Source organism: Bacillus sp. J14TS2 (assembly GCF_018333015.1).
Classification (GTDB): Bacteria; Bacillota; Bacilli; order Bacillales; family Bacillaceae_C; genus Lederbergia.
The window spans coordinates 322009-339958 of record NZ_BORE01000004.1 but is presented as its reverse complement, the minus strand read 5'-3'; the positions used below and the strand labels follow the sequence as shown (position 1 = coordinate 339958).

The window sequence follows — 17950 nt, the reverse complement described above, 5'->3', positions numbered from 1 at the left end:
CTCCTATGCTAATTTATTTTAAATAACCAGGTAGTAATCCCACCGTAAGGCTTGGGAAACTGCTTAAAAAGCCTGATTTGTATCAAATAACAATTAATGAGAACGAAGCTCTTACACTAATTGAAGTTTCATTTATAAGTTTTACCGATACAGGTGAAATTAAACATTTTAAGGATAGATAGGGTAAAATAGTTTTAAAAAAGGTTTGCCTTATTTCCTTTTATTTGCTATAATAATTTCTTGTGTAAGAGGCAATGATTGACATAATTATGTTCATGTGCTATTATTTATAACGAAATTGAATACTTGTTGATGGAAGAAGGAGCTGCCCGCTTCTCGCCTGATCGACGCTATATGTTGTTGGCAGGTTTTAGATCTGAAATTTATCATTCATTAAATATCTTTTTGAATGTAAAGCGGGTGCCTTGTGCCCGCTTTTTTTATTGTTCATTTTTATAGCGATAGCTTAATGATGAGTAAAGCGTCCGCGCTTATCTTTTTCCAAACAGATGTATTCCGAAAATATCTTGGAGGTGGCTAACTATTAGCAAAGATATGTTGTTAAATGAAGGCATTCGTGCCCGTGAACTTCGTCTAATTGATCATCAGGGTAATCAACTTGGAGTCAAATCCCGTAATGAAGCATTGGAAATGGCTACTCGTGTAAATCTTGATCTTGTTCTTGTTGCTCCAAATGCTAAACCACCAGTAGCCAGAATCATGGACTATGGAAAATTTCGCTTTGAGCAGCAAAAAAAGGATAAAGAAGCACGTAAAAATCAAAAAGTGATCAATGTGAAGGAAGTTCGATTAAGTCCAACCATTGAAGACCATGATTTCAACACGAAGCTTCGGAACGGACGTAAGTTCCTGGAAAAAGGGGACAAAGTAAAAGCTTCGATCCGCTTTAGAGGACGTGCCATCACACATAAGGAAATTGGTCAACGTGTATTGAATAAATTTGCTGATGAGTGCAGTGATTTAGCAACCGTTGAATCGAAACCGAAGATGGATGGTCGTAGTATGTTCTTGGTGTTGGCACCAAAAGCCGAAAAGTAAAGTTTTGAGGAGGAAAAACCCTATGCCAAAAATGAAAACTCACCGTGGCGCAGCAAAGCGTTTTAAGAAAACAGGTAGTGGTAAACTGAAACGTTCCCATGCTTATACAAGCCATATGTTCGCTCATAAATCTCAAAAACAAAAACGTAAACTTCGTAAATCTACCATTGTCTCAAAAGGTGATTTTAAAAGAATACGTCACTTACTTGACAATCTGAAATAAACCGGAACCAATAGGAGGGAATCAATATGCCACGTGTTAAAGGCGGTACAGTTACGCGCAGACGTCGCAAGAAAGTTTTAAAATTAGCCAAAGGTTATTATGGTTCAAAACATAGACTATTTAAAGTAGCAAATCAACAAGTAATGAAATCTTATATGTATGCTTATCGTGATCGTCGTAATAAAAAGCGTGATTTCCGTAAGCTTTGGATCACTCGTATTAACGCGGCTGCTCGTATGAACGGTCTTTCTTATAGCCGTTTAATGCATGGCTTGAAATTGGCTGGCATCGAAGTAAACCGAAAAATGCTTGCTGACTTAGCTGTATCTGACGAAAGTGCATTTGCAGAACTAGCAAACAAAGCAAAAGCAGCACTGTAGTTAGACAATAAGAAACTCATAAAGACTTTTTTAAAAGGCCATTCTCCATCATTCTTGGAGAATGGCTTTTGATTTAAAAGGTGGAGGAATATGTTTAAATTAATCGTGGGAATATATATTATCGTCATAAATTTATGGGGATTTTTTATTATGAAGCTTGATAAAAGAAGGGCGCAAAAAAGAGAATGGCGTGTTAGTGAAAAAAACTTATGGTTAATCGCTATTATAGGCGGGGCTTTGGGGACAACGCTCGGCATGTGGTCCTTCCGTCATAAAACCAAGCATTTTGTTTTTAAATATGGCTTTCCAATATTGGCTATCCTCGACTGCATTCTTTTTTATTTGATGCTTGGCCGCCTGTCATAACGAAATTCTCTCTTCCATAGACTATTAGTAAGAAGGCGGGGGATCAAATGAATGAACAATTAGTGATCATGCTGACATTTGTGCAAGGAACAGGCACATTGGCTCCTATCATCTTCATCTTTTTCCATGTGATTCGTCAATTTATTTTTATACCCGTTATCATGGTGTGTATGGTAGGTGGAATATTATTTGGAAGTGTATTAGGAACGGTTTTTTCTATGACCGGTTTACTTATTTTATCGGCCTTATTTTATTTCTGTATTCGAAAAATGCCCAGTACCTATGAAAAACTGTTAAAGATTAAAAATAAATGGTTTGGTCGCTATGCTAAAATGACGGTGGGACAAATCGCAATTCTCCGATTGATTCCTTTTTTTCATTATCATTTATTAAATCTTTGTCTGTTAGAGAGAAGGCCTGACTTTAAAGGTTTTATGAGGGGAGCCTTTGCAACAAATCTTCCATTGGCCTTTTTTTACACTGTATTTGGAGAGTTTATCACTCATTTTACGCCAACGATTAGTGTCATTATTTTATTGGCTTTGCTTGCATTGGTGTATATTTTACGAGAAAAAATGTCAACTGTTGCTTGGAATGAATTTTTTTCGAAACAACAAGAGACAAAAAATGTTTGCTCGTAAGAGAAACAAGGACGAAGAGGGAAGGGTCTACGGAAAAAATCGCAAATGGATTTTTTCCGTAGACCCTTAAAGAATTAGCTATGTGCATGGAGGTTATTGTTTGTTTTTCTCCATAAGCTCTTTAATCGGACTTTTCCAATCGATTGTGCTATCTGGGTAACGTAGTTCTATTTCATGTTCGATAAATCGAAAGTCTTCATACGATAGCCCTTGGAGCAAGTCGGTGTTTCGCGGCCAGACGAATATAGAAACTACTTCGAAGGAACGATCGGTAGTACCGAGATATTTTTCACCTTCAAACATGACACCTTTCAATGTGATGAGGAAATTTTTTCTAATATTGTCAGGTACGTCATAGAAAAAGTACTTTTTTTGTTCATGTGCGGTTTCAAGTTTACGTTTCGGATCTAATATAAATTTAATGATTTTATAAATCAGGTAGATAATAAGGGCAAAAATCACAATCCTTAGCAGAATAAACATGACGCAACCTCCAATCGGTTAATCTAATATGGCTATACGAATGAGTATTTAAAAAGTTTCATTATTTGTTATAATTTTTTTAGGAGGGATTTTACAATGACACTGAAAGAATGGTTTGAAATGCAACGACAATTAGATCAATACATTGAAGAAGAACATGGCTTACAAGATCGATCTTTATTTGATGAGAAGATCTTGGCCTTATTAGTGGAAATAGGCGAATTAGCAAATGAAACAAGATGTTTTAAATTTTGGAGTAAAAAGCCAGCCTCAGACAGCGAAGTGATTTTGGAGGAATATGTAGATGGCATCCATTTTATTCTTTCCTTAGGGTTAGAATTGGGCTTTGCAGAAAACTCCTTTTCCGTTGTCTCTTCTGAAGGAAATGAAGATTTAGTAACAAGCTTTTTAAAGGTTTACAATCAAGTTGGTGAGCTAAGACAATCACGTTCACTCGATGATTTTGAAGAATTATTGCGTCAATATTTTATTTTGGGACAATCTCTTGGATTTACAATTGATGATACCCAGCAAGCTTATAAAGAGAAAAATGAGGTGAATTATAAGCGTCAAGAAGAGGGGTATTAGTAGCATTCCAACTTTCTTTTTTATTATAATGTAATTAGTTTCAAATTTGTGAAGGAGGGAGCAATTTGACAAAGTTAGATGAGACGTTGACGATGTTAAAGGACTTAACGGATGCTAAGGGAATCCCAGGGAATGAAAAAGAGCCAAGAGAAGTGATGAAGCAATACATAACTCCTTATGCAGATGAAGTGGAGTCCGATGGATTAGGCAGTTTAATCGCTAAAAAATCGGGAGCGGAGAATGGGCCGAAAATTATGATATCCGGCCATTTAGATGAAGTTGGTTTTATGATTACACAAATTGATGAAAAAGGTTTTCTGCGTTTTCAAACTGTAGGTGGCTGGTGGTCACAAGTCATGCTTGCTCAGCGTGTGACAATTGTTACCTCAAAAGGTGATATTACTGGAGTTATCGGGTCGAAGCCACCGCATATATTACCAGCAGAAGCACGGAAAAAACCAGTTGATATTAAAGATATGTTTATTGATATTGGTGCTTCTAATAAAGAGGAAGCAGTAGAATGGGGCGTCCGACCAGGTGATATGGTGGTCCCATACTTTGAGTTTACTGTGATGAATAATGAAAAAATGCTTCTTGCCAAGGCTTGGGATAATCGAATTGGCTGTGCGATTGCGATCGATGTACTTAAAAATCTCCAGGATGTGGACCATCAAAATATCGTTTATGGGGTAGGAACTGTTCAAGAAGAAGTAGGGCTGCGCGGTGCTAAAACAGCGGCCAATAAAATTCAGCCAGATATCGCGATTGCGGTTGATGTTGGGATTGCTGGAGATACACCGGGAATCTCGGAAAAAGAAGCACAATCGAAGATGGGAGATGGGCCGCAAATTATTCTTTATGATGCTTCTATGGTTTCCCATAAAGGTCTTCGTGAATTGATTACAGGTGTAGCAGATGAATTAAATATTCCTTATCAATTTGATGCGATTCCAGGTGGTGGAACAGATGCTGGTTCGATTCATCTAGCTGCAGAAGGGGCACCTTCCATAGCGATGACGATTGCTACTCGGTATATCCATTCCCACGCGGGTATTCTTCACCGTGATGATTTTGAAAATGCTGTGAAGCTGATTACAGAAGTGATCAAGCGTTTAGACCGAGATACGGTTGATAAAATTACCTATGAATAATAAAAACCCGCACTAGCGGGTTTTTTCTCGACATAGAGTTAAGGATTTGTTTTGATCGTAAATCCATGCTCTTTTGACCATTCGGCATAATAAATTTCCTGGCAATTGCTAAAGCCCTCTTCTTTTAATTGCTCCATTAACCATTTTTTATCTTTTTTAATGGAAGTGAGGGTTTTTTCTTTTATTTTACCTTCATCAATTAGTAAATGGGATAAGGTAGCTTTACTTGGATGAAGATTTAACATTTTTGCTGTTACAGGAGATTGGTCTTCATTTGTCATGACACTTAATTGACCATTTGTCTCTAAGATCGCATATTTTAATTCTTTTATGGAAAACACTCCTTGCTGACGGAGCATAGTCCTGAGCTGTTCAGATTCTAATTTATTTTTTCTAAGTGCTTTAATATTTAGTTCGCCATCATTCACGATAATAGAGGGTTCTCCTTTGATGATTGGTTTTAACTTATCAAATTTTCGGACAATCATTTCAATAATGAAAATAAGAATAGCCCATAAGATAATGGTGTAAAGGACTTCCCAGACGCTGACCTTTTTATCATAAACAGATTCCTCTAGGAAGCCGCCAATGACTAATAAATAAACAAAATCAAATGGAGTAAATTGAGACAATTCCTTTTTTCCTAAAAGTCGAATGATCAGCAATAAGATCACTAATCCACAAATAACCTTTAATGTGATACTTGAATCCATAACGGTTCCTCCTGCGTTGAAGACCTATTTAAAAAGGAAATACCCTTTTTTGTTGGCTTTCAATCAGGTGAGAAGACCTGTTTTTTTGACAAATGAAAAACCTGAATCCTATTAAGAGAATTTCACCCTCTAGGATCCAGGTCAACATCCGTTTGCTGATTGCTGTTATTTTAACCCTTGTTCTAATGTTTCAAGCATCATCTTCTGCTCTTGAGTGTCGGCATTTTCCCAAATAACTTCAAATAAAACCCCTAGTCCAGGCAACATTTTCTCTTCTCCACGTTGAATCGCATCGACAATCGTGTCTTTTAATTGAGCTTGATCATTATTTGAAACATTATGAAGAACTGCTTTACGTAAGTTTAAATCCATGGTTATAGCTCCTTTATTATAGATATTGATGTTTAGTTTTTCTCAAATGAGCTGTAATATGTATAATGAAGAAAGAAACCTTGGAAAGGCTTGAAAGCGATGGAATATATACAGTCGACAAAAAATGAAAAAGTAAAGTTGTGGAAGAAATTACTTTCGAAGAAATTTCGCGATCAAACAGGGACTTATTTGATTGAAGGTGAACATTTAGTTCAGGAAGCATTTAAAACCAATGAGATTGTTGAAGTGATTATTCAAGAGGGGAAAGAATTTGCCCATGAATGGAAAACGGATGATCACAAAATTCCGGTTGTTTTGATTTCAAAAGAAGTAAGTGAACAAATTTCCGATACAAAGGCCCCTCAAGGGATATTTGCAGTATGTAAAAAAAGGATTACAAAAGCCGACTTTACTAAGCATTTCCGTTTCCTTTTAATGGATGGTGTGCAAGATCCTGGAAATATTGGCACGATCATCCGGACGGCAGACGCAGCGGGTGTAGATGTGGTGATTCTCGGAGAGGGTACTGGAGATCTTTATAATCCGAAAGTGATTCGTTCGGCACAGGGTAGCCATTTTCATCTTACAATTGAGTCCGGAAATTTGTTGAAGTGGTTAAAGCAGATACAACAAAACGAAGTTCCGGTTTATGGCACAGCATTAGAAGAAGCAGTGAATTTTCAAACAGCAGCACCAACAGAATCTTTTGCTCTTGTTGTTGGAAATGAAGGGGCAGGTGTTTCAAAAGAAATTCTGGAAAAAACCGATAAAAATTTATATATTCCAATTTATGGGCATAGTGAATCGCTCAATGTTTCCATTGCTACTGGCATTTTGTTATACCATTTAAGAAAATAGGTTTGAATTCATAAAGGGAAACAGCTATAATGTGATTATCTAAATAAGCGAAAGACGTCGACGGAGAAAAGTAATTTGGCGGAAGCATACAGGAAGAAAATGCCTTGACTGAAAGCATTTTTTGCTAAAACCAAATGAAGTTCACCTCCCGAGTCGGTATCAGGACCGTTTTATAACGTTTAAAAAGTCACCATTTCTTTTTGAACAACATTACGTAAAGATACATCGGCATTGCCGTTATCAGAATGAAGTGAACATGCTTAGCATGTTTATAAGGGTGGTACCGCGACGATAAACCTCGTCCCTTTTTTAGGGATGAGGTTTTTTTATTGTTTTAGCTGCAGATGTTACGACGTACAGGTTGTACTAGGCAGGATGTCGTGAACTTTGCCGATGTTCTGGATAATAACCTGGGAAAATGAAAGGCAAATAAAATCTTTCTTTGTCCTAGAACATTTGCTTGTTAGCGGGCCCCTTGCGCTTTTCTTATTTTAGAAAAAATCAAAGGAGGATTTGCAAAGTGAGAGAAAGGTTACAAGAACTAAAAGCTGAAGCTCTAGAAAAAATTAAAAGTTCATCCAATTTAAAAGAACTTAATGACCTTCGAGTGTCGTATCTTGGAAAAAAAGGCCCGATTACAGAGGTTTTACGTGGAATGGGCAAATTATCGGCTGAAGAGCGGCCGAAAATTGGGGCTTTAGCGAATACGATTAGAGAAAATATATCAGAAGTGATTACAGAAAAACGAAATGACTTAGAAAAAGCTGCTGTACAGAAAAAGTTGGAAGCTGAAACGATTGATGTCACATTGCCAGGGAGACCAGTCAAAACCGGTAGCCGCCATCCATTAACAAAAATCATTGAGGAAATTGAGGATTTGTTTATTGGCATGGGGTATCAGGTAGCAGAAGGTCCTGAAGTGGAAAAAGATTATTATAATTTTGAGGCACTTAATTTACCAAAGGGGCATCCGGCTCGAGATATGCAGGATACTTTCTATATCACAGAAGAAGTACTGATGCGGACACAGACATCGCCAGTTCAAGCACGTACGATGGAAAAACACAATGGAAAAGGACCAATTAAAATTATTTGTCCTGGTAAAGTGTATCGGCGAGATAATGATGATGCAACCCATTCCCATCAGTTTACCCAAATCGAAGGGCTTGTTGTAAATGAGAATATCACAATGGCGGATTTGAAGGGAACACTAGATGTTTTTGCTAAGAAAATGTTTGGTGCAGATCGTGAAATACGTCTTCGCCCTAGCTTCTTTCCTTTCACAGAACCATCAGTAGAAATGGATATTTCCTGTAAAATTTGTGGGGGCTCTGGCTGCCGAATTTGTAAACAAACGGGTTGGATTGAAATATTAGGGGCCGGAATGGTTCATCCGAATGTTCTTCGAATGTCTGGCTTTGATCCGGAAAAATATACCGGCTTTGCCTTTGGAATGGGTCCTGAACGGATTGCGATGCTGAAATATGGCATTGATGATATTCGGCATTTCTATACAAATGATGTTCGTTTCTTACAACAATTTTCGGTGCAAGAACAAGGGTAGGAGGATAAAAACATGCTAGTTTCTTATAAATGGCTGCAGGAATATGTCGATCTTGCAGGGGTATCCGCAACTGAATTAGCGGAAAAAATTACCAGAAGTGGAATTGAAGTAGATGGTGTGGAACAAAAAAGTGCAGGCGTAAAAAATGTTGTTGTTGGCCATGTACTTGAATGTGAAAAACATCCAGAAGCGGATAAATTAAATAAATGCATAGTAGATGTAGGTGAAGAGGAACCCGTTCAAATTATTTGTGGAGCTCCTAATGTTGCAAAAGGTCAGAAAGTAGCTGTTGCAAAGGTGGGAGCTGTTCTTCCAGGTAATTTTAAAATTAAAAAAGCGAAACTACGAGGCGAAGTGTCAAATGGCATGATCTGTTCTCTGCAAGAATTAGGGATAGAAGGAAAGTTAGTTTCTAAGGATTTTGCTGAGGGAATCTTTGTATTTTCTGATGAGGTAGAAGTCGGAGCAGATGCTCTAGCACTACTGAACTTAGATGATGAGGTGTTAGAACTTGATCTTACTCCGAATCGTGCAGATGCGCTTAGTATGCTAGGCGTCGCCTATGAGACAGCCGCCATCCTAGATCGAGAAATTGCATTACCAGAAACAGAAGTAGAGCCCTCCTCAGAAAAGGCAGAAGATTATATTTCGGTTAAGGTTGAGGCAAGCGAGGGAAACCCACTATATACAGCTAAGGTGATTCGTAATGTGAAAATCGGCCCTTCGCCATTATGGATGCAAGCACGTCTTATGTCTGCGGGCATTCGTCCCCATAATAATGTTGTCGATATTACCAATTATATTTTATTAGAATATGGGCAGCCGCTCCATGCTTTTGATTATGATAAATTGGGTTCGAAAGAGGTCGTTGTTAGACTTGCTCAAGAAGGAGAAAAACTAGTGACACTTGATGGTGTGGAACGAACGCTTACAAGTGAGCAGATGGTGATTACGAATGGATCTGTTCCTATTGCTTTAGCAGGAGTCATGGGTGGAGAGGACTCAGAAGTAAGTAGTGAAACAACGACTGTTTTGCTTGAGTCAGCTTATTTTTCCGGGGCACCGGTTCGAGCAACTTCTAAACATCATGGCCTAAGAAGTGAAGCTAGTACCCGATATGAAAAAGGTGTGGATCCTACTCGCGTTCGTCCTGCAGCGGAAAGAGCTGCAAAGTTAATGGTAGAACTTGCAGGAGGAGACGTGTTAGAAGGACGAATGGAAGATGATCATTTAACGATTGAACCTGTCACGCTTGCGATCACATTGGAAAAAATAAATCGTGTCCTAGGAACGGAGATTACCGAGTCCGAGGTCATATCAATTTTCAAGAGATTGCAGTTTGCAGCTTCAGTCGAAAATGGTATTTTTACGGTGACTGCACCACCTCGTCGTGGTGATATTACGATTGAAGAAGATTTAATTGAAGAAGTGGCACGTCTTTATGGCTATGATCTCTTACCAAAGACTTTACCGAAAGGCGCTGCTACTTCTGGCGGATTAACGAAAGGACAGGAAAAACGCCGATCAGCCAGAGATTTCCTTGAGGGGGCGGGGCTTTATCAAACAATCACCTATTCTTTAACTTCTGAAGAAAAATCCGCTCAGTTTGCGCTTGAAACACGAAAGCCTGTGAAACTCGCGATGCCAATGAGTGAAGAGCATAGCTGTTTACGAATGAGCATTATTCCGCAACTAGTAGATTCTCTCTCCTACAATATTGCTAGGCAACGGGAAACAGTAGCTTTTTATGAAATAGGATCGATTTTTCTTGATAATGGTCAGAATGAACAACCTGATGAACAGGAGCATATTGCAGGTGCATTAACTGGATTATGGGTAGAAAATGCTTGGCAAGGTGAAAAGAAACCAGTTGATTTTTATGTAGCGAAAGGAATTTTAGAAGGTCTTTTTGAGAGAATGGGTCTAGCGGGCAAGGTGGAATGGCGTGCAGCGAAAATAGATGGAATGCATCCGGGAAGAACTGCGGAAATACTCCTTGGCGGTGAAGTGATCGGTTTCGTTGGGGAACTACATCCAACAATGGAAAACGCATGGGATCTAAAAGACACGTATGTATTTGAAATTAAAGCTGAACCGATTTTCCACTACGAATTACCGGAATTAAAATATGTACCAATCCCTAAATTCCCGTCGATTTCCAGAGATATTGCGCTTGTTGTCGATACGACTGTGACAGCTGGAACATTGGAGAAAATTATCCATCAAGCAGGTGGAAAACTCCTGAAATCGATCAAAGTGTTTGATCTATATGAAGGAGAGCATATGAGTAAAGGAAAAAAATCAATTGCTTTCTCATTAACTTATGCGGATCCTGAAAGAACTTTAACAGATGAAGAAGTAGTGAAAGCACATGAAAAAGTATTAACAGCAGTAAAAGATAAAGTGGGAGCAGAACTTAGAGGATAGAATCTCACTGCAATAAAAAAGGTAGAAACGACTCGGCTATTTGAGTGATTTCTACCTTTTTTTGCATCTAGACTTTCGCAATTTTTCTCGCTTTATTCGTGTTGGCAAAATGCATTTTCGTAAACTCATTAAGCGCTTCTAAACCATGGGATTTGATCAGACGAGCGGCATCCTGGTCTACTTTAGGACCAGCTCCCTTTGTCAGCTTAAAACCGGCTTTTTGACTTAATTGATCCATGGCCTTTAAGAAAGCGTAACGTGCTAAAATGGAGGCAGCCGCAACGGAGAGGTGAATACTTTCTGCTTTTGTACTAAAATAAACATTTTCACGACAAATCTCTGCTACCCCCTGTAAATGGCGATAGTAGACAGGAGCTTCAGCAAATTGATCGATCAGAATCGCATCTGGTTTTTCAGGTTCTATTTTTTTAAGTACAGAATTCAAGGCTTTATTATGTAATCTAGCTGTGATCTTCCCTTGTGTCATACCGGAAGACTGAAGTTGATTATATTTTTCATTTGGTAATGTTAAAAGACTATAGGGCAAGAACGTTAATAAATCCTTGGCAATCCTGACAATTTCTATATCTGTCAGATTTTTGGAATCTTGCACACCTAATTCTTTGACCAGAGAGATTTGCTCTTCTTTCACATACGCTGCTACAACAGTCATGGGTCCAAAAAAGTCACCTTTCCCAACTTCATCAGAGCCAATCACAGATAAAGAAGAAATATTGGCTGGCAGAGGATTGCCGGATGATTTCTTTTTAGACGGAACTGTTTTCTTTTTTGGAAGTGTCCCCCCCCATTGTTTGGCTTCTGTTTCATTCTCGGCTCCTTGGAACATGACTTTTCCAGAGCGGTAGGCGGTAATGGTACAACCTTGCTTTTTAGCAGAAAAGACACTTCCAGGCGGATTGTTTGCTTTTAAATATTGATTGTAATAATTCTTCATTTTTTCGATTTCAGATGGGGTTACCTGAATTACTGTATTCGCCAACCGATCACTTCCTAATTTTAGAATATCGACAAGAAATATGTGGTAAGTTCTAATTTAGTTTAACACAATGAAATGTAAAAATAGAAGAATGGGGATGGGAAAGATTGTGAACAGGCAAAAAGGTTATAGAGAAATCACTGCCAAACCAAAAGTTATTCTTCTTCAGGTGGCTTGAATTTTTTCTTATTCCCATCTGTTTTCATTCATGATATGATATGTTGTAGGATTTTTTATCGAAATGAGGGGAAAGAAATGTCTGATCAAGAGAAAGTAAGAGTTTCTGTTGTAATTCATGGAAAACAATATACCATCACAGGAACAGAATCCCCAGATCATATGAAGGACGTTGCAGAAATTGTCGATCAAAAAATGAATGAAATCAACTCGATCAATCCTAATTTGAATACAGAGACTTTAGCAGTACTAACGGCAGTCAATTCAGTTCATGAATATATGAAATTGCAAGAGGAGTATGAACGAATACTGCAAGAACTTAATCGTATAAAGGAATGACCATTATGTTAGATTTGGCTTTAATCGTGTTTTTAATAGCAGGTTTTATTATAGGGGTAAAGAGAGGTTTCATTTTACAATTAATTCATATGATCGGCTTTGTTGTTTCTTTCATAGTAGCCTATTTGTATTATGATACAATTGCTCCAAAATTAAGACTTTGGATCCCATATCCTGATTTTGGTTCGGATAATGGTTTTAGTATGTTTTTAGATGGCTCTAATTTCGACGAAGCCTTTTATCGAGCGATTGCCTTTGTAATTATTTTCATTGCGACAAGAATCGTGCTAGGCATCATTGGGTCTGCCTTAGACATTGTTGCTAGTTTGCCCATAATTAAATGGCTAAATATTACAGCAGGTGGCGTTTTAGGGATAATTGAGATGTATTTATTGATATTTATCCTCCTGTACATTGCCGCATTAGTTCCAATGGCTTTTATTCAAAACTCCCTAGAGGGTTCTGCCTTATCTGAACTAATTTTAAAGCATACACCTTATTTTTCGACTGAAATTAAAAAATGGTGGCTTGACTTTGTGCAGAGTTAGAATATGCAAACATGCTAAGAAAAACATGTTTATAATGGGTGCTCTGTTAACTTCTCTTTTTGCAAGGGAAGTTTTTCTTTTTACAAGCATTTTGATAGAATATGTTAAGGAAGAATGTTGAGTGGTTGGTGATAAATATGAAAATAAATAAAAAAGATATAATTCGTTTACTTGAGCAGATTGCTATATATATGGAATTAAAAGGAGAGAATCCTTTTAAAATTTCGGCTTTTCGGAAGGCAGCGTTTGCATTGGAAGCAGATGACCGCAGTCTCACTGAAATCACCAGTTTCTCAGAGTTGTCTGGAATTGGAAAAGGAACAGAAGCTGTAATAGAAGAATATATATCACTAGGGTATTCTACTGTTTTATCACAATTGCAGGCAGAAGTTCCAAAAGGGTTAGTCCCTCTATTACAGTTGCCAGGACTTGGCGGAAAAAAGATTTCGCGATTATATCAAGAACTGGGCGTTATCGATATCGAATCTTTACAAGCAGTTTGTGAAGATAATCAAGTGGCGGCTTTAAAAGGGTTTGGAAAAAAGTCCCAAGATAGGATCTTAGAAGCGATTGCGGAGGTGGGCAATCAACCCGACCGTCTTCCGATTGCTTATATGCTCCCCATTACAGAAAGCATTGAACACTATTTACAGGGAGTGCAGGAAGTTGTTGAGTTTTCCCGTGCGGGTAGCTTACGCCGAATGAGAGAAACAATAAAAGACCTGGATTTTGTTATAGCGACTGAGCAAAGTCAAGCTGTAAAGGCAGCGCTGTTAACAATGCCAGGTGTGCAAGATGCAACAGCTAGTGGTGATACGAAGATCACGGTTATTTTATCCGGACAATACAAAGTTTCTGTTGATTTTCGGATTGTACAACCTAAGGAGTTTGCCTCTGCTTTGCATCATTTTACTGGTTCAAAGGATCATAATATCCGGATGCGCCAGCGCGCAAAAGAGCAGAATGAAAAAATTAGTGAATACGGAGTAGAGAATACGGAGACGGGGGAAGTCCAGACTTTTTCATCAGAAGCCGAGTTCTATCATCATTTTCAATTGCCTTTCATTCCTCCTGAGATTAGAGAGGATGGCAAGGAGATAGATGAGTATCATTCGGATGCTGCATTTATTGAACTTGACGATATAAAAGGTGATCTACACATGCATACGACTTGGTCAGATGGCGCCTACTCGATAGAAGAGATGGTGGAGGCATGTCGAAGAAAAGGCTATCAGTATATGGCCATCACAGATCACTCCGAGTTTCTTAAAGTGGCAAATGGCCTTACAGCTGATCGATTAAGAAGCCAAATGGAGGAAATTCGAAACATAAATGAGAAGTATGATGATATTATGATTTTAACTGGGATAGAAATGGATATATTGCCAGATGGAAGTCTAAATTATCAAGATGATTTATTAGCAGAGTTAGATTTGGTTATTGCTTCTATTCATTCGAGCTTTTCGCAGCCACAAGCTAAAATCATGGAACGACTAAAAAATGCAATGGAAAATCCATACGTTGATATCATCGCCCATCCGACAGGACGCTTGATTGGCAGACGGGATGGCTATGATGTGGATATGTCGTTGTTGATTGAGCTTGCGAAACAAACGAATACAGCACTTGAATTAAATGCCAATCCGGCACGTCTTGATCTATCTGCCGCCAACATTCGCATGGCACATAAAGCAGGGGTCAAAATAGCGATTAATACAGATGCCCACAATAAAGAAAATCTTAAATATATGAAGGTAGGGATATCGTCTGCTCGAAAAGGTTGGCTTCCAGCTTCTTCTGCACTAAATGCATTGCCGCAAGAGGATTTGCTACAATTTTTAAGAAGAAATAAGTAGAGTGAAAAGTAAAGGGGAGTCATGCTCCATGAATAAAAAGATATTAAAGAAATTAGAATTTGATAAAATTTTAACACAATTAGAAGATCATGCATCTTCTGTGCTGGGAGTAGAAAGAGTAAGAGATTTGTGTCCGATCAGCTCCTTTGAAGAGGTTGTTCAAAGGCAAGCAGAGACAGATGAGGCCGTCCATGTTCTTCGCTTAAAAGGCCATGCTCCTTTAGACGGGATTTTTAATATTAAACCACATGTAAAAAGATCAGTAATCGGCGGTGTGCTTAATCCTTTAGAGTTGATGCATATTGCAAGTACGGTTCATGCTTCTCGAGCTATGAAACATTTTATTGAGGAATTGCTTGAAAATGAGGTGGAAATTCCGATTTTAGCAGAAAAAGCTGAAGGGATTATTTCTTTAACCGAACTAGAAAAAATGATAAAAAATGCAGTAGATGAAGCTGGGGAAATACTTGATTCCGCAAGTCAAACTTTAAGAAGTTTACGCCAACAGTTACGGAGAACTGAGGGAAGTATCCGAGGAAAATTAGAAGGTTTTACCCGCGGTCAAAATGCGCAGAAAATGCTGTCTGATGCGATTGTGACCATTAGAAATGATCGTTATGTGATTCCGGTAAAACAGGAATATCGCTCTCATTACGGTGGGATTGTCCATGATCAATCTGCTTCAGGTCAAACCTTATTTATTGAACCACAAGCCGTTGTAGATCTAAATAACTCACTAAAAGAGCTACAATTAAAGGAAAGACAAGAAATCGAGAAAATCCTTGTTCAATTATCAGGTCATGTCGCGGAAGTGTCGGAAGAATTGCAACAAATTGTTCAAGTATTGAGTGATTTAGATTTTATATTCGCGAAAGCGCGATTTGGAAAAGATATAAAAGCGACAAAACCAGTGATTAACCAAAAGGGAATAATCCGATTATTTCAAGCTCGCCATCCTTTATTAAAGATGGAGGAGGCTGTGGCGAATGATATTGAATTTGGCGGCGAATATACGACAATGGTCATTACGGGGCCAAATACCGGCGGGAAAACGATCACACTTAAAACAGTGGGGCTGCTAACACTAATGGCACAAGCAGGTCTGCCTATCCCGACCGCTGAAGGCTCGGAAATCGCTGTATTTGCAGAGGTATTTGCTGATATTGGGGATGAGCAATCCATTGAGCAAAGTCTTAGTACGTTTTCATCGCATATGGTGAATATTGTCGATATTTTACAAAAAGTGGAACATGATTGTCTTGTTTTATTTGATGAGTTAGGTGCAGGAACAGATCCACAAGAAGGTGCTGCGCTGGCTATTTCCATTCTTGATGAAGTCTATCAACGTGGGGCCCATGTAATAGCTACGACTCACTATCCAGAGCTAAAAGCGTATGGATACAATCGACCAGGTGCAATCAACGCGAGTGTGGAGTTTGATGTTGAAACGTTGCGGCCGACTTACAGATTATTGATCGGTGTTCCTGGACGAAGCAATGCTTTCGAAATATCTAAACGTTTAGGCCTCTCAGAAGGAACGATTCAAAATGCAAAAACATTAATAAATGCAGAAAGCAATGAAGTGGAAAATATGATCGCTTCCTTAGAGAAGAGTCGTCATGATGCAGAAGAAGATTATAAAGAAGCACATGAATATTTAAAAGCTACAGAAAAGCTTCACCAAGATATGCAAAAGCAAATGATCGAGTTTTATGAAAGAAAACAAGAAATGTATGAGCGTGCTGAAAATAAAGCAGCGAATGTGGTTGAGAAGGCAAAGGCAGAAGCTGAAGAGGTTATGAAAGAATTAAGACAGCTTCGCTTACAGAGTGCGACCCAAGTAAAGGAACATGAATTGATTGAAGCAAGACATCGATTAGAGAACGCGGTGCCTTCAATGAATGCCCAAGCAGGAAAGGGACGTAAGAAAAAGAAAACTGTTGAATTCCAGCCAGGAGACGAAGTGAAAGTAACGAGTCTTGGACAAAAAGGACATTTGATTGAAAAAGTGGCAGACAAAGAATGGAACGTACAAATAGGGATTATGAAAATGAAAGTACAAGAGAACGATTTAGAGTTTGTCCAATCTGAACAAAAGAAAGAAACAAAGCCAATGGCTACTATAAAAGGCCGAGATCATCATGTTAGTTTGGAATTGGATTTGCGCGGTGAACGAATGGAAGATGCTTTACTCAAAGTAGAGAAATATATTGATGATGCCTTATTGGCTAGCTATCCACGTGTATCCATCATCCACGGGAAAGGAACAGGAGTTTTACGGAAAGGAATTACCGATTATCTGAAACAACTTCGCTCTGTGAAACGTATACGATTGGGAGAAGCAGGTGAAGGAGGAAGTGGTGTGACAGTAGTCGAGTTCAAATAGTTTTTCCGGATTAACTGGCAGTAAGCCTCTCTGTCTTGGTAGTGAGAGATAGAGGGGCAAATGCTCCCAGTTTAAAATCGATCTACAGTGTCTTGTAGGCAATATGGAAGCCACAGGAAGGCAGTGCTTGAAAAGGAACTGGTCAGGCGATTGCGTTTTCTGTAAGGAGGGGATGAATGGATGGCGTCATCATTTTGGGAAAATTCGGTAGTGCAAACAGCAGGCTATTATACGGTTTCTGTTCTTTGTATGGTCTTATTCTTATTTATATTTGAAATCGTAACAAAGTATAGAAATTGGGAAGAGATTAAAAATGGGAATATCTCCGTGGCGATGGCGACAGGAGGAAAAATCTTCGGGATCGCCAATATTTTTAGGCATTCGATTCTTCATCATGACACATTGTTTGTTATGATCGGCTGGGGCGTTTTTGGCTTCTTTTTATTGTTAACAGGTTATTTTATTTTTGAATTTTTAACACCGAAATTTCAAATCGATGTAGAGATTGAAAATGACAATCGTGCAGTCGGCTTTATTTCGATGGTCATCTCGATTGGGCTTTCCTACATTATTGGTGCAAACATTCAATAAAGGGTGGGGTTAATTAGGTGGAGAAATTGGCTAAGGTGCTGTTAGTGATAGGCGCGATCTTCTTCATACTTGGCGTTATCTATATCGTTCGTCTATAAAGTGAAACTTCAATTATTGGTATCACTTTCCGTTAGTGAGGGATAGAAGCGTGTCTCAAAGTACTAAGAAATACTTTGAGACATGCTTTTTTCTTAAAAGATAATCATTTGTACGTTAGGCTGCAATATACTA

At 38.5% G+C, this 17950-nt stretch carries 19 protein-coding genes and 2 other annotated features; of the genes, 15 read left to right on the top strand and 4 right to left on the bottom strand.

The genetic code is table 11. From position 1 onward, the window contains the following. Positions 1 to 310 precede the first annotated feature (310 nt). Positions 311 to 449: a sequence feature (ribosomal protein L20 leader region), on the top strand. A gap of 106 nt (positions 450 to 555) precedes the next feature. From infC to KI375_RS08785, 5 genes are all read left to right on the top strand, one after another. After that, positions 556 to 1059: a translation initiation factor IF-3 gene (gene infC, locus KI375_RS08805; RefSeq protein ID WP_212973110.1), complete on the top strand. Its 504-nt coding sequence runs from the start codon at positions 556 to 558 to the stop codon at positions 1057 to 1059. A 22-nt stretch (positions 1060 to 1081) separates the two neighbouring features. Beyond that, a complete protein-coding gene (gene rpmI, locus KI375_RS08800) occupies positions 1082 to 1282 on the top strand; it encodes a 50S ribosomal protein L35 (RefSeq protein ID WP_207448203.1) in 201 nt (66 codons plus the stop codon). 26 nt (positions 1283 to 1308) lie between these two features. Further along, positions 1309 to 1662 carry a 50S ribosomal protein L20 gene (rplT, locus tag KI375_RS08795; protein ID WP_212973109.1) on the top strand — a complete coding sequence of 118 codons (354 nt, stop codon included), beginning with the start codon at positions 1309 to 1311 and terminating at the stop codon, positions 1660 to 1662. A gap of 90 nt (positions 1663 to 1752) precedes the next feature. After that, positions 1753 to 2028, top strand: coding sequence for a DUF1294 domain-containing protein (locus KI375_RS08790; protein ID WP_212973108.1), 276 nt, complete (start codon positions 1753 to 1755; stop codon positions 2026 to 2028). 47 nt (positions 2029 to 2075) lie between these two features. Beyond that, positions 2076 to 2669 (top strand): TVP38/TMEM64 family protein, encoded by a 594-nt coding sequence (locus KI375_RS08785; RefSeq protein ID WP_212973107.1) that lies wholly within the window; start codon positions 2076 to 2078, stop codon positions 2667 to 2669. A gap of 93 nt (positions 2670 to 2762) precedes the next feature. Here the strand turns inward: KI375_RS08785 and KI375_RS08780 are convergent, their stop codons facing one another. Then, positions 2763 to 3152: a sigma-w pathway protein ysdB gene (locus KI375_RS08780; RefSeq protein WP_212973106.1), complete on the bottom strand. Its 390-nt coding sequence runs from the start codon at positions 3150 to 3152 to the stop codon at positions 2763 to 2765. 96 nt (positions 3153 to 3248) lie between these two features. Here KI375_RS08780 and KI375_RS08775 point away from each other — a divergent pair, with 96 nt between their 5' ends. Further along, positions 3249 to 3740 (top strand): dUTP diphosphatase, encoded by a 492-nt coding sequence (locus KI375_RS08775; protein ID WP_212973105.1) that lies wholly within the window; start codon positions 3249 to 3251, stop codon positions 3738 to 3740. A gap of 65 nt (positions 3741 to 3805) precedes the next feature. Further along, entirely contained in the window at positions 3806 to 4891 is a 1086-nt protein-coding gene (locus KI375_RS08770; RefSeq protein ID WP_207448193.1) for a M42 family metallopeptidase, read from the top strand. Between the two features lie 38 nt (positions 4892 to 4929). Here the strand turns inward: KI375_RS08770 and KI375_RS08765 are convergent, their stop codons facing one another. Beyond that, a complete protein-coding gene (locus KI375_RS08765) occupies positions 4930 to 5604 on the bottom strand; it encodes a DUF421 domain-containing protein (protein ID WP_212973104.1) in 675 nt (224 codons plus the stop codon). A 165-nt stretch (positions 5605 to 5769) separates the two neighbouring features. Beyond that, on the bottom strand, positions 5770 to 5976 hold the full coding sequence (gene sspI / locus KI375_RS08760; RefSeq protein ID WP_212973103.1) for a small acid-soluble spore protein SspI: 207 nt from the start codon (positions 5974 to 5976) through the stop codon (positions 5770 to 5772). A 99-nt stretch (positions 5977 to 6075) separates the two neighbouring features. Here sspI and KI375_RS08755 point away from each other — a divergent pair, with 99 nt between their 5' ends. The 3 genes from KI375_RS08755 to pheT all read left to right on the top strand — a co-directional run bounded on the left by KI375_RS08755 (position 6076) and on the right by pheT (position 10825). Then, positions 6076 to 6834, top strand: a complete 759-nt coding sequence (locus tag KI375_RS08755) for a TrmH family RNA methyltransferase (RefSeq protein WP_212973102.1) — start codon at positions 6076 to 6078, stop codon at positions 6832 to 6834. 48 nt (positions 6835 to 6882) lie between these two features. Next, positions 6883 to 7143: a binding site (T-box leader), on the top strand. A gap of 211 nt (positions 7144 to 7354) precedes the next feature. Continuing rightward, positions 7355 to 8398, top strand: a complete 1044-nt coding sequence (pheS, locus tag KI375_RS08750; protein ID WP_212973101.1) for a phenylalanine--tRNA ligase subunit alpha — start codon at positions 7355 to 7357, stop codon at positions 8396 to 8398. 12 nt (positions 8399 to 8410) lie between these two features. Further along, a complete protein-coding gene (gene pheT, locus KI375_RS08745; protein WP_212973100.1) occupies positions 8411 to 10825 on the top strand; it encodes a phenylalanine--tRNA ligase subunit beta in 2415 nt (804 codons plus the stop codon). Positions 10826 to 10892: 67 nt separating this feature from the next. Here the strand turns inward: pheT and rnhC are convergent, their stop codons facing one another. Further along, positions 10893 to 11825, bottom strand: a complete 933-nt coding sequence (rnhC, locus tag KI375_RS08740; RefSeq protein ID WP_212973099.1) for a ribonuclease HIII — start codon at positions 11823 to 11825, stop codon at positions 10893 to 10895. A 252-nt stretch (positions 11826 to 12077) separates the two neighbouring features. Between rnhC and zapA the strand changes: the two genes are divergently transcribed. The 5 genes from zapA to KI375_RS08715 all read left to right on the top strand — a co-directional run bounded on the left by zapA (position 12078) and on the right by KI375_RS08715 (position 17719). Then, the gene (gene zapA / locus KI375_RS08735) at positions 12078 to 12338 is read left to right on the top strand and encodes a cell division protein ZapA (RefSeq protein WP_212973098.1); all 261 of its coding nucleotides are present in this window, start codon (positions 12078 to 12080) and stop codon (positions 12336 to 12338) included. A 5-nt stretch (positions 12339 to 12343) separates the two neighbouring features. Continuing rightward, positions 12344 to 12886: a CvpA family protein gene (locus KI375_RS08730; RefSeq protein ID WP_212973097.1), complete on the top strand. Its 543-nt coding sequence runs from the start codon at positions 12344 to 12346 to the stop codon at positions 12884 to 12886. Positions 12887 to 13023: 137 nt separating this feature from the next. Next, on the top strand, positions 13024 to 14742 hold the full coding sequence (gene polX, locus KI375_RS08725) for a DNA polymerase/3'-5' exonuclease PolX (protein WP_212973096.1): 1719 nt from the start codon (positions 13024 to 13026) through the stop codon (positions 14740 to 14742). A gap of 28 nt (positions 14743 to 14770) precedes the next feature. After that, positions 14771 to 17128: an endonuclease MutS2 gene (locus KI375_RS08720; protein ID WP_212973095.1), complete on the top strand. Its 2358-nt coding sequence runs from the start codon at positions 14771 to 14773 to the stop codon at positions 17126 to 17128. Positions 17129 to 17308: 180 nt separating this feature from the next. Further along, a complete protein-coding gene (locus KI375_RS08715; protein WP_212973094.1) occupies positions 17309 to 17719 on the top strand; it encodes a DUF350 domain-containing protein in 411 nt (136 codons plus the stop codon). The last annotated feature ends 231 nt before the right edge of the window (positions 17720 to 17950 follow it).